This window comes from Novosphingobium sp., from assembly GCF_041905565.1.
Lineage (GTDB): Bacteria > Pseudomonadota > Alphaproteobacteria > Sphingomonadales > Sphingomonadaceae > Novosphingobium.
The window spans coordinates 307,863-320,308 of the sequence record NZ_JAYRKX010000001.1 but is presented as its reverse complement, the minus strand read 5'-3'; the positions used below and the strand labels follow the sequence as shown (position 1 = coordinate 320,308).

Annotated in this window: 9 protein-coding genes; 1 reads left to right on the top strand and 8 read right to left on the bottom strand. The window is 68.2% G+C overall.

All coding sequences use genetic code 11. The annotated features are described in order from the left end of the window. Positions 1 to 27 precede the first annotated feature (27 nt). Together ACE3N9_RS01535 and ACE3N9_RS01530 are read right to left on the bottom strand one after the other, a co-directional pair. Entirely contained in the window at positions 28 to 972 is a 945-nt protein-coding gene (locus ACE3N9_RS01535) for an alpha/beta hydrolase (protein WP_374280162.1), read from the bottom strand. Positions 973 to 1,156: 184 nt separating this feature from the next. Next, positions 1,157 to 3,208, bottom strand: coding sequence for a prolyl oligopeptidase family serine peptidase (locus tag ACE3N9_RS01530; protein ID WP_374280160.1), 2,052 nt, complete (start codon positions 3,206 to 3,208; stop codon positions 1,157 to 1,159). A 113-nt stretch (positions 3,209 to 3,321) separates the two neighbouring features. On the opposite strand from ACE3N9_RS01530, the gene uvrC reads away from it, so the two are divergent. Then, entirely contained in the window at positions 3,322 to 5,262 is a 1,941-nt protein-coding gene (gene uvrC, locus ACE3N9_RS01525) for an excinuclease ABC subunit UvrC (RefSeq protein ID WP_374280158.1), read from the top strand. A 9-nt stretch (positions 5,263 to 5,271) separates the two neighbouring features. Here uvrC and ACE3N9_RS01520 read toward each other — a convergent pair whose 3' ends face one another. The 6 genes from ACE3N9_RS01520 to thiL form a co-directional block, all read right to left on the bottom strand. Continuing rightward, positions 5,272 to 6,009, bottom strand: a complete 738-nt coding sequence (locus tag ACE3N9_RS01520; protein ID WP_374280156.1) for a class I SAM-dependent methyltransferase — start codon at positions 6,007 to 6,009, stop codon at positions 5,272 to 5,274. A 61-nt stretch (positions 6,010 to 6,070) separates the two neighbouring features. Continuing rightward, a complete protein-coding gene (locus ACE3N9_RS01515) occupies positions 6,071 to 6,958 on the bottom strand; it encodes an acyl-CoA thioesterase (RefSeq protein WP_374280154.1) in 888 nt (295 codons plus the stop codon). Positions 6,959 to 6,990: 32 nt separating this feature from the next. After that, entirely contained in the window at positions 6,991 to 7,830 is an 840-nt protein-coding gene (locus ACE3N9_RS01510; protein WP_374280152.1) for a transcriptional regulator, read from the bottom strand. Further along, positions 7,827 to 9,002, bottom strand: a complete 1,176-nt coding sequence (locus ACE3N9_RS01505; RefSeq protein ID WP_374280150.1) for a GNAT family N-acetyltransferase — start codon at positions 9,000 to 9,002, stop codon at positions 7,827 to 7,829. Before ACE3N9_RS01505 ends, ACE3N9_RS01510 begins: the two co-directional genes overlap by 4 nt. Positions 9,003 to 9,308: 306 nt before the next feature. Then, the gene (locus ACE3N9_RS01500) at positions 9,309 to 11,402 is read right to left on the bottom strand and encodes a sodium-translocating pyrophosphatase (RefSeq protein WP_374280148.1); all 2,094 of its coding nucleotides are present in this window, start codon (positions 11,400 to 11,402) and stop codon (positions 9,309 to 9,311) included. A gap of 157 nt (positions 11,403 to 11,559) precedes the next feature. After that, positions 11,560 to 12,435 carry a thiamine-phosphate kinase gene (gene thiL, locus ACE3N9_RS01495; RefSeq protein WP_374280146.1) on the bottom strand — a complete coding sequence of 292 codons (876 nt, stop codon included), beginning with the start codon at positions 12,433 to 12,435 and terminating at the stop codon, positions 11,560 to 11,562. Between the last annotated feature and the right edge of the window lie 11 nt (positions 12,436 to 12,446).

Sequence of the window (12,446 nt, the reverse complement as noted above, 5' to 3'; positions counted from 1 at the left end):
CGCCGCGAGGCTCGTTGCGATTTACGGTTACAGCGCCAGCAGGCGGGTCGCCGCGGCCAGCAGGTCGCGCGAATAGGCCTTTGCGCTGGCCGCATCGGGCATCACGTTGAAAGCGTGCGGCGCGCCGGGATAGGAATGCAGTTCCACCGGCACCCCGGCGGCGCACAGCCGGCGCACGTAATCCAGGTTTTCATCGAAGAACAGGTCGATGCTGCCGGTTCCTATCCAGCAGGGCGGCAGGCCCGACAGGTCTTCCGCCAGGCTGGGGCTGAACCAGCCCTTGCGCGCATCGACCGGCTGGTAGCTGCCGCGCAGCGCTTCCCAACCGAACTGGTTGGACGGGCGCGTCCAGATGAATTCCCCGGTCGACGGGTTGCGCCACGGGCAATCCGGGCCGCCGGTGCGATGATCCAGCATCGGGAAGGTCAGCAACTGCGCCGCCAGCGCGGGGCCGCCCAGGTCGCGCGCCATCTGCGCCACGCCCGCCGCCAGCCCGCCGCCTGCGCTTTCACCCATGATCCCGATCCGGGCCGGATCGACCCCCAGTTCGGCGGCATTGTCCGCCAGCCAGCGCAGGCCCGTCAGGCAATCCTCGTGCGGGGCGGGGAAGCGGTGTTCCGGGGCAAGCCGGTATTCCACCGAGGCGACCGGAATCCCCAGCGCATGAGCGATCCTGGACGGGCCATGTTGCATCGAGCGGGCCGAGCCGATGATCATGCCGCCGCCGTGGATGTGATACAGCGCGGCGCGGCCGGTCTGCCCCGGATCGGGATCGAACCAGCGGATTTCCAGCGGACCGCCGGGCCCGTCGATCACCTTGACCTCCGCAGCCAGCGGCACGTCGCCCAGGAAGGCAAAGCGCGCTTCGCTTTCGGCGCGGATGCGGGGCAGGTCTTCGATGGCAAAGCCCATTGGTTGCATCAGGTCGAGCAGCGGCAGGACTTCGGGATCGACGAGGTGGCGGGTGGACATCTGGGCGCTTTCTTTCTGGGGCTCAGCCAGCGGTGGACCGGCCCGGAGTGAAGAGGTGGCCGGGCAAACCCGGACGATCACCGCGGGGCCACACCCCAGGCAGTTGCCCGCAAGCGCCGTTCCTCCCCGCAGCTATCGCGGCGGGGAAGGTAACAGGGCGGCGCGGCCCGTCAACGCGCTGGCTTCAGGGCTTCTTGGTGCGGAATTTCTCGAACCAGGCAATGATCGCCGAAGCCTTGGCCGCCGATTGCGAGGGCCGCGCGGTGAAGCCGCCGTGGCTGGCGCCGGGCACCTTGACCAGCGCGGTCGGCACGCCGGCGATCTGGAGCGCGGCATAGTACTGCTCGGATTCGCTCACCGGGGTGCGGTAATCCTCGCTGCCGACCACCACCAGGGTCGGCGTCTTGACGTTGCCGACCAGGCTGAGCGGCGAGCGCTGCCAATAGGGGGTCACGTCCTTCCACGGCGGCGCATCGAACCAGTAGCGCGACGTGAAGGTCGTACCGTCCATGGTCAGCGCCTCGCTGGTCCAGTTGATCACCGGCTTCTGGGTGGCGGCGGCGCGGAAGCGCTGGGTCTTGCCCACGATCCACGCGGTCAGCACCCCGCCGCCCGATCCGCCGGTGACGAACAGGTTGTCGGCATCGGCCACTCCGGCGGCGACCGCGGCATCCACCGCGGCCATCAGGTCGTTGTAATCCTCGCCCGGATAGGCCCGGTCGATCAGCTGGGCGAACTTCTCGCCATAGGACGTGCTGCCGCGCGGGTTGGTGTAGAGCACCGCATAGCCCGCCGCCGCATAGAGTTGGACGTCGGTGGCGAACCACGGGCCATAGGCCGAATGCGGCCCACCGTGGATTTCCAGCACTAGCGGCACGCGCTCACCAGGCTTGCGGCCCGGCGGCAGGGCCAGCCAGGCGTCGATCGGGCGGCCATCGGGCGCGGTCACCGCCAGCTTGCTAACCGGGGCCAGCGCCTTGGCCGCCAGCCAGCCTTCGTTGAGACGGGTCAGCCGTTCCGCGCCCTTGCCGCGCACCACGCGGACATCGGGCGGGCGCTGGTCGCTGCCGCCGGTGAAGGCAATCACCCCGCTGCGCGACATGCTGAAGCTGCCGCCGGTATAGGGCCGGTCAAAGCCGGTGCCCGACAGGCCCGCGGCCACTTCGGCCAGCGCGCCGTCCAGCCCCAGCCGGGCCAGCTTGGCCGTGCCCTTGTCGTCGTATTGCACCACCAGGCTGCGCCCGTCTGGCGACCAGCGGAAATTGTCCACGCTGATGTCATGCCGCGCTGACAACGAGCGCGCGCCGCTGCCATCGCGGTTCATCACGTAGAGTTCGAGGTTCTCGTATGTGCGGTGCTTGTCGTCGAACCCCATGTACGCGACCTGCTTGCCATCGGGCGAGACGGCGGGGGCGGCATCGGGGCCATAGCGGCTGGTCAGCGTGGTCAGCGCCCCGCTCGCCACGTCAAGCGCATAGACTTCGCTGTCCTGCGGTTCGCGTTCCCAATTGTCCTTGCGCACGGCTGAAAACAGGATCGAGCGCCCGTCCGGCGTCCACGAGAGCGGCCCGCCATCGTCGAAATCGCCGAAGCTCAGCTGGCGGGGCGCGCCGCCATCGGCGGGCACGGTGAAGATGTGCTCGAAGCCCGGCGGGAAATAGCCGTGGCCATCGCCGCGATAGGTGACGCGGTCGATGATTTCGAGCGGTTCGGCCCACTTGGCGCCTTCGGGCCGGCTGGGCGCGTTGCCCAGCTTCATTCCTTCGCCCGGCACGCGCATGGTATAGGCGATGGTCTGGCCATCGGGCGACCAGGTGATCGATCCGGGCGCGTCGGGCAGGTTGGTGATCCGCGTCGCCGCGCCGCTATCCAGCCAGCGCACCCACAGCTGGCTGCCGTTTTCGTCGGCAGAGGCATAGGCCAGCCGCGTGCCATCGGGCGACCAGCGCGGCGAGCCGTGCGATCCCGGCCCGGCGACCAGCGGCCGCTGCTGTCCGCTGGCCACGTCGATCAGCCAGATCGCGCCGCGATTGCGGTCGCTCATCACGTCGGCGCTGCGCCGGACATAGGCCACAGTCTTGCCATCCGGGCTGATCTGGGCATCGGCGACGGCTTCCAGCTTGAACAGGTCGTCGCCGGTAAAGGCGGTTTGCGGGCCATCGCCCGCCAGTGCCGCGCCCGGTGTGAAGGCGAAGGCCGCTCCGGCGAGCAAGGCGGCAAGAAGCTTGCTGGTCATGTCTGTCCCCTGTGGCTAAACTTCGCGCCAGCTTGCGGGCAAGCGTGTGTGAAGACAACCACCGGATCGACAGGCGGGTGACGCAGACCGGCAAAGGCGCTAGAGCGCGCCTCATGGCCCGTTCACCCGCCGGAACCCCGCCGCACCCCCAGGGTGCCGAGCGGTTCAACGAAGACCAGGCGACTTACACCATCAAGGGCAGCCAGCCTGACCTTGAGGCGGGGCTGGCCGCGATCCGCGAAGTGCTGGCCACGCTGAAGCCCAAGCCCGGCGTCTACCGGATGCAGGATGCGCGCGGCGACGTGCTCTATGTCGGCAAGGCGCGGGCGCTGAAGAACCGGGTGGCCAACTATACCCAGGTCGAGCGGCTGCCGCTGCGGCTGAAGCGCATGGTCGCGCAGACCCGCAGCATGACCATCGTCACCACCAATAGCGAGGCCGAGGCGCTGCTGCTCGAAGCGCAGCTGATCAAGCGCTATCGCCCGCCCTACAACGTGCTGCTGCGCGACGACAAAAGCTTCCCCTTCATCCTGCTGCGCGCCGATCATGACTTTCCCCGGATCACGAAGCACCGCGGCGCACGGCGGGCCAAGGGCAACTATTACGGCCCCTTCGCCAGCGCGGGATCGGTCAACACCACGATCAATGCACTGCAGAAGCTGTTCCTGCTAAGATCCTGCACCGACAGCTTTTTCGCCCGGCGCGACCGGCCCTGCCTGCTCTACCAGATCAAGCGCTGCTCGGCCCCCTGTGTCGGGCGGATCGACGCGGCGGGCTATGGCGAACTGGTGGGCGAGGCGAAGGATTTTCTCGGCGGCAAGAGCAGCGCGGTGCAGAAGAAGATCGAAAGCCAGATGGCCGAAGCCGCCGAAGCGCTGGATTTCGAGCGTGCCGCAATGCTGCGCGATCGCCTCCGCGCCGCGACCTTCATCCAGGGCAGCCAGGCGATCAATGCCGAAGGGGTGGGCAACGCCGATGTCTTTGCCATCGCCGCGCGCAATGGCCAGTTCGGGGTGCAGGCCTTTTTCATTCGCGGCGGGCAGAACTGGGGCCACCGCGCCTTCTTCCCCAGCCATACCGACGGCCTAGACGAGGCCGAAGTGCTGACCAGCTTCCTGGCCCAGTTCTACGAGGAAGTGCCGCCACCGCGCCTGATCCTGGTCGACCGCGCGCTGCCCGAAGCCGACTTGCTGGCCGAAGCGCTGGCCGGCGCGGCGGGCGGCAAGGTGGAAATCTCCGTGCCCCAGCGCGGCGACCGTCGCCGCCTGATGCAACAGGCGGAACGCAACGCGGTCGAGGCGCTCGAACGGCGCCAGGCCGAAAGCGGGGCGAAGGCGAAGATCAACCGCGAGCTGGCGGAATTCCTCGAACTGCCCGAAGTGCCGCAGCGGATCGAGGTGTACGACAACAGCCACGTCCAGGGCGCCCATGCGCTGGGCGCGATGGTGGTGGCGGGCCCCGAAGGGTTCATCAAGGGCCAGTACCGCAAGTGGAACATCAAGCAGGCCCAGACCAACGACGACTTCGCCATGATGCGCGAAGTGTTCCAGCGCCGCTTTGCCCGCGCCGCTGATGAAGACCCGGACCGTGACGGCGGCCAGTGGCCCGACCTGGTGCTGATCGACGGCGGCAAGGGGCAGATGAGCGCGGCGCGCGACACGCTGGAAGAAATGGGGATCGAGGACGTGCCCCTGATCGCCATTGCCAAGGGCCCGCACCACGGGCGCGAAGGGCGCGAGGTGTTCCACTTTCCCGACGGCCGGGAAAAGATGCTGCCGGTCAATTCGCCGCTGCTGTTCCACCTCCAGCGCCTGCGCGACGAGGTTCACCGCTTCGCCATCGGCGCCCACCGCGACAAGCGCAGCCGCGCGATCACCGCCAGTCCGCTCGATGAGATTCCCGGCATCGGCCCGGCGCGTAAACGCGCGCTGCTGTTGCACTTCGGCACCGCCAGCCGGGTCCGCGCGGCTGCCCTGGAAGACCTGCAACGTGCGCCCGGCGTCAGTGCGGCGGTGGCCCAGGCGGTCTACGATTTCTACCACCCCGGCGGGTAGTGCGGTGGCTCAGTCGGCAATGACCAGTCGGTAGCCGCAATCGTGTCTGTCCTGGTCCAGCAGGTGGCCATGGCGGCGCTCCCACGCGCCGCTCGCCAGGTCGGCTTCGAGTCGAGCGAGGGCCGGGGCGACATCACCCAATATCCGGAACGATGACATCGCCGCGCGCAGGCGCGGGTCGAGATAGGCCGCTGGGCGGCGCCAATAGGCGGCCAGGAACCCGTCGCGGCAGTCGTGCGGGATCAGCAGCGGAGCAATCCGCACCGGCCCTAGCGCCGCGCCATAAGCGCTGAGCGGCGGCATCTGCGCCCGGTCCAGTGCCGCCAGTTCGGGAAGGTAGTCGTGCAGCCAGAACCCGGGAAAATCCGGGTCATAGGTGACGATCACCACCGGCCCGCGCGCGACCCGGCGCAACTCGGCCAGGCCGCGCGGCTGGTCGGTCCAGTGATGGACGGTCAGGACCGCCATGGCCGCGTCGAACGACTGGTCGGCAAAAGGCAGCTCCTCCGCACGGCCTTGCACCACCGGGGCGCTGCCGGACGGGCGCTGGGCGATCATCACGGCCGATGGTTCCAGCGCAGTGACTGCGCGGTCCGCCGGTTCATAGGAACCGCTGCCCGCGCCGACATTCAGCACGCTGCGCGCTTCGCCCAGCGCCGCCTCGATCTGCGCGGCGATGCGCGGATCAGGCTGGCGCAGGCGGGCATAGTCGATCCCGATAGCGTCGTATCTGGCGGGCTGGGTCATCGGCCCTGCATTCAACCCATTGCCAGGCTTGTCAAATCCCGTGCCAGCGCGGCCAAGCCGCTCAGCCATTAGGCTCGATCTTGCGGATCAGACCTTCCTGCGCGGTTTCGGCGACCAGGCGGCCATCGTGGCTGTAGATCCGGCCGCGGTTCATGCCGCGGGCATTGCCGGCCCAGGGGCTGTCGGTGGCGTAGAGCAGCCATTCGTCGGCGCGGAAATCGTCGTGGAACCACACCGCGTGGTCCAGGCTGACGCCCATCACGTTGCCCACGGTCCAGCTCATCCCGTGAGGCAGGGTGCAGGTGCCGAGCAGCGACATGTCGCTGGCATAGGCCAGCACCGCGCGGTGGATCTTGGGATCGTCGGGCAGGCGCGCGCAGGCGCGGAACCAGGTGTGGCTGACCGGATCGCGCGGTTCGGCACCCATCCAGTGGCGGCTTTCGACCGGGCGCAGTTCGATCGGGCGCGGCGCGGTCATCTGCGCGCGCTTGTCCTCGGGCACGAGGTGGAGGAACTGGCGGCGCAGGTCCGCCTCGCTCGGCAGGTCCTCGGGCCGGGGCACATCGGGGATCGGATCCTGGTGATGGACGCCCGGTTCGCGCCGGTGGAACGAGGCGACGAGGTTGAGGATCGGCGTGCCGACCTGGCTGGCCACGACGCGGCGGTTGGAAAAGCTGCCGCCATCAAGGTCGCGTTCCACCTTGAAGTCGATCTCGTGATCCTCGCTCCCGCCGCGCAGGAAATAGGCGTGGAGCGAATGGACCGGGCGGTCATCGGCCACGGTGCGTTCGGCGGCGGCCAGCGCCTGGGCGATCACCTGTCCGCCGAATACGCGGCCAACGCCGCCGCGCTTGCGCCGACCGGCAAAGTGCCCGTCCTCGCCAGGCTTCACGTCCAGCAGCTTGACCAGCCAGCGGACCAGTTCTTCGGGTGTCGGTTCCTTCTCCATCCCCAAACCTTTGCGGGGGGATGGCGCCCGCGTCAACCGGCGCCGCGCAGCTTGCGGATCAGCCGCCAGCCGAGCGCCTTGACCTGGTTGCCATGCGGCCAGCGCCCGGTGCTGGCGGGCTTCATGCCGATCCGGCGGAGCACGGAATTGAACGCCCGCGCGTCAGCCTCGGCAAACGACCATTCGCTGCGCCAGGTGATCGACAGCGAAACCGAGCTGTCCGGCCCGGTTACCACGAAATGCGGGGCCATCACCGGCACGAACAGCGCTTCGCCGGGGCTGAGCGGAAATTCGGTGCCGCCGCTGCGCAATTCGTCGCGCCAGACCAGCTCGCGCCCGCCGCCGGTGTGATAGGTTTCGTGGACCTCATCGGGCGCGAACCGCGCGTCGCCGGCCGGGAACTGGGTCATCACCTTGGTCCCGCGGATCTGCAGCAGGATGTTGTGTTCCGGATCGAAGTGATAGGGCGTCACCCCGCCCGGGCTGGTGATGAACACGAAGCCCTGGGTCTTCATCATCCGCCCGGTCTTCGCTTCGATCTGCGGCTGGATTTCGGCCAGCAGGTCGGCCAGCAGCGCGGCATATTCTGGGACTTGCTCGATGTTCTTGAGCGCGGCCCAGCTGCCGGTTTCCTCGATCCGGCGGATCGTTTCGCCCACGCTCAGCCCCGAAGCTTCGGGCTTTTCGGTGAGTCCGATCGGCAGGTCGGCCTTGTTATATTCGATCGAGGCGGCGGGCAGGGCTTCGGCCAGCCGGGCCAGCGCATCGATTTCCAATAGGGGATGGCGGCCGAGCCGGTGGTGCAGCTTGTGCGGCACTTCGGGATAGTTGGCGGCGAACAGCGCGCGGTCTTCGCTGGAAAACACGGTCATGGCGTTACCCCACTGGGATTGCGGCCGAGTTCGGCCTTGAGCAATTGGCGAAACAGTGCGCGGCGCAGCGCACCACCGATGGCGATCGACAGCCGGCCGATGGCCCGGCGTTCGCGCCAGATGTGGTCGATCATCGGATGGTCGGCGGCGGCGCAGCTGTCGGTCCAATGGACCTTTGGATGGTCCAGCAGGGCCAGGTTCTCGCGCTGGAGCAGCACGCCAGGACTGTAGCGGGCATAGCGTTCGTCGAACGCGGTCTTGAAGCTGAAGGCGCCGGGCGGGGTGACGAAGCTGGCCAGCATGGCGATCGGTTCGTCATCCAGCGTCAGGGTCAGCCGCTCCAGCCGGTCATGGCTGACCGCGCCGGACAGCGCCTCGCGGAAAAGGCGGGTGGTGGACTGGTGCGAGGCGAGGGCCGAGCCGGCGCCGCCTTTCCAGCCGGAATGCTCCAGCGCCAGGAAATCGTCGATCCAGCGGCCCAGGTGCTCATCACCCGTGGTGCGCTCGATCCGCACTTCGCCCAGGTCCGACAGGCGGGCGAACTGGCGGCGCAGCTCCTTGCGTTTCTTGCCCGACATCGACGCTTCGAAATAGGTTTCGGCCGTAAGGTCGGAACACAGCATGGCGCGCTGTTCGGCGTGGACCAGCCCGGCGGTGCGGCCCTGCTGCGCCAGCACATCGGCCAGCGCCGCGTGCAGGGGGCCTTCCAGCGGCACGCTGGGCAGGTGCAGGAACAGCGCGAGCCCGGCCGAGCGATCCGCCCAGTCGAGCAGCGCGCGCCAGAAGGCTCGTTCCAGCCCGGCAGCGACCAGCGGCGCGCCGAGGAAACAGTTGCCATGAATCCAGGTGGTCAGCTGCGGGATTGGCCAGCGGTAATACTTCGGCTCGCGCCGCAGCGGCAGCAGGCCGGCCAGTTCGCCGTCGTATTCGAAGCACAGCAAAGCGACGCTGCCGTCCGCGTCATGGGCGCGCAGGGCGGGCAGCAGATACCAGCTTTCGAAGAACGGATTGGGCTCGGCCGCGCAGCGCGCCAGCGCGTCCCAGGCATGGCGCGCCTCGGGATCTTCGAACAGGCGCCAGTCCTGCACCCGGATGCATGCGGCGGGCAGGGGGGAGGGCGCAGCCTGCTGCTGCGTCGCTGCGACCGGCGCGCGCTCTGCCCTGGTTGCCACTGGCCTTGTCCCTTGCACACGGCGGATTGCCGCTGCCGGTGCGGGTTTTAGCGCTGAAATGCCAAGGAAAGGCTAACGTGGGGGGGAGCCAGTGTCGCCCCCGCACAACCACCGTCACCCCGGACTTGATCCGGGGTCCAGCTACCTTTCGCCGCCTCGCGTCATTGCGGTGCCGCCCGAAGGTAAAGCTGGACCCCGGGTCAAGCCCGGGGTGACGCTGTGAGGGGAGCGAGTATCGCCCAAAAACACAAACCCCGCCCGGATTGCTCCGGACGGGGTCTGTTTCACCCGGCGGGTGGCTTGGCGTTACGCCGCGCCGTGCGCCAGCGCCGCGAGCAGGAGCAGCGCGACGATGTTGGTGATCTTGATCATCGGGTTCACGGCCGGGCCGGCGGTGTCCTTGTAGGGATCGCCCACGGTATCGCCCGTGACGGCGGCCTTGTGGGCGTCAGAGCCCTTGCCGCCGTGGTTGCCGTCTTCGATGTACTTCTTGGCGTTGTCCCAGGCACCGCCGCCCGAGGTCATCGACAGGGCGACGAACAGCCCGCCCACGATCACGCCCAGCAGCAGCGCGCCCAGCGCGGCGAAGCCGTTGTCACGGCCCGCGACCGCACCGATCACGAAGAACACCACGATCGGCGCCAGCACCGGCAGCAGCGACGGCACGATCATTTCCTTGATCGCCGCCTTGGTGACGAGGTCGACCGTGCGGGCATAGTCGGGACGGCTGGTGCCGGCCATGATGCCCGGGTTGTTCTGGAACTGGTCGCGCACGTCGACCACCACGTCGCCGGCGGCGCGGCCCACGGCGGTCATGCCCATCGCACCGAACAGGTACGGGAGCAGCGCGCCGAGCAGCAGGCCAACGATGACGTAGGGGTTTTCAAGGCTGAAATCGACCTTCAGGTCAGGGAAGAATTCCCTGAGGTCGGTGGTGTAGGCAGCGAACAGCACCAGCGCGGCCAGGCCCGCCGAACCGATCGCGTAACCCTTGGTCACGGCCTTGGTGGTGTTGCCCACGGCGTCGAGCGCGTCGGTCTTTTCACGGACCGAATCGTCGAGGCCGGCCATTTCGGCAATGCCGCCGGCATTGTCGGTGACCGGGCCGTAAGCGTCGAGCGCGACGACCATGCCGGCCAAGGCCAGCATCGCGGTGGCGGCATAGGCGATGCCCAGCAGACCCGCGAGCTTGAACGCCACGATGATCCCGGTGACGATCACCAGGGTCGGCAGGGCGGTGGCTTCAAGGCTGATGGCCAGGCCCTGGATCACGTTGGTGCCGTGGCCAGTGACCGAAGCCTTGGCGATCGACTTCACCGGGCGATAGTTGGTGCCGGTGTAGTATTCGGTGATCCAGATGATCAGCCCGGTGATCACCAGACCCAGCAGCGCGCAGTAGAACAGCGCTTCGCCGGTGTAGTTGGAATCCCCGATCGGCAGGGTCATGTCACCCAGCGCCATGCGCATGACATAGAGGATCGCCGGGATCGACAGCACGGCGGTGACAAGGAAGCCCTTGTACATCGCGCCCATGATGTTGTTCGACTTGCCCAGCTTAACGAAATAGGTGCCGATGATCGATGTGACGATGCAGACGCCGCCAATCAGCAGCGGCAGCGCCATCAGCGGCATGATGTCGGCCACGCCCTTCACCAGCAGCGCGGTCAGCACCATGGTTGCCCCCACGGTCACGACATAGGTTTCGAACAGGTCGGCAGCCATGCCGGCGCAGTCACCCACGTTGTCGCCCACGTTGTCGGCAATCACGGCCGGGTTGCGTGGATCGTCCTCGGGAATGCCCGCTTCGACCTTGCCGACCAGGTCCGCGCCCACGTCGGCCGCCTTGGTGAAGATCCCGCCGCCCAGGCGCGCGAAGATCGACACCAGCGAAGCGCCCAGCGCCAGCGCGGTCAGCCCGGTTACCACCACGCGGTCATTGGCGGCATAGCCAGCCGGACCGGTCAGGTACCAGAAGAACACAGCCATCGCGAGCAGCGCGAGGCCGGCCACCAGCATCCCGGTGATCGCCCCGGCGCGGAACGCCAGGGTGAGGCCCTGCTGCAAGCCTTGCTGCGCGGCAGCGGCGGTGCGCACGTTCGCGCGCACCGACACGTTCATGCCGATGAAGCCCGCTGCGCCCGACAGCACCGCGCCCAGCACGAAGCCGGTGGCGGAAATCCCCCCCAGCGTGGCCATGATGATCACCGCGACCACCACACCAACCACGGCAATGGCGGTATACTGGCGCTTCAGGTAGGCCTGCGCGCCTTCCTGGATCGCGCCGGCGATCTCCTGCATCTTTTCATTACCGGCCGAGGCGCCAAGCACCTGCCGGCTGGTGACGAAGCCGTAAACTACGGCCAGCGCCCCCAAGGCGATGGAAATTGTGACAAGACTCACGTGAGGGTACCCCCTTTTCTGGCTATCCTACTTTCGATGTCCCCAATCGGCCGTGCTTGGTGCGCGGCTCTCATTTTTGACAGCGACAAGGTATAGGGCAGCAAAGCCCGCGCGCAACCCATCAAATTCAGCGGAATTCCGCGCAAACGGGGATAAATCAGCGGTGTTCGAAACCCAGCGCGGCACCGTCTGGCGGGGGCGCGCCATCGACCAGCAGCGCGGCGCCCTGAGCGGGCAGGACGCGGCCAACGCAGTGGGCCGGCACGAGCGGTTCGGCTTGGCCCGGCAGGGTGAACAGCAACTGGTAATCGTCGCCCCAGCGCAGCGCCTCTTGCCGGCGCTCCTCGGGGCAGGCGAGCGGGACTGCGGCGCTGTCGACGTCGATCGTCACCCCGCTGGCCCGTGCCATCCGGCTGGCGTCGAGCAGCAGCCCGTCGGACAAGTCCATCATCGCGGTCACCTGCGGGGCCAGCGCCCAGCCTTGCGCCAGCAGCGCCATCGGGCGGCGATAGGCGGTGCTGTCGCCGCCCGTGCCGCCGCGCAGCGCTTCCAGCCCGATCATCGCCCCGCCGACCGGGCCGGTCAGCCACAGCCGGTCACCCGCGCGCGCGCCGCTGCGCGCAGGCACCGGGCGGTGCGTGGCGCGGCCCAGCGCGGTCAGCCCCATCGCCTGCGGCCCGGCGCCGCCCACGGTATCGCCACCCAGCAGCAGCACGCCGTAATGGTCCAGCACCTCGTGCAGCCCATCAAGGAAGCGCGCGTCATCGTGGCCGAGCTGGTAGCCAAGCAGCACGCCGAGCGGCTCCGCTCCCTTGGCGGCGAGGTCCGACAGGTTGGTGGCAACCAGCTTCCAGGCCACGTCCGCGCGGTCCTGTTCGGGGAGAAAATGCACCCCTTCGACCAACATGTCGTGGGTCAGCACCAGCGCTTCGCCGCCGAGGTCCAGCACGGCGCAATCATCGTCGAGCCCGCGCGCGGCAGGATGCGTGGCCAGCGCCCGCAGCGCGGCGATGAAGGTGGACTCGGTGGTCATCGTCCTTCCCC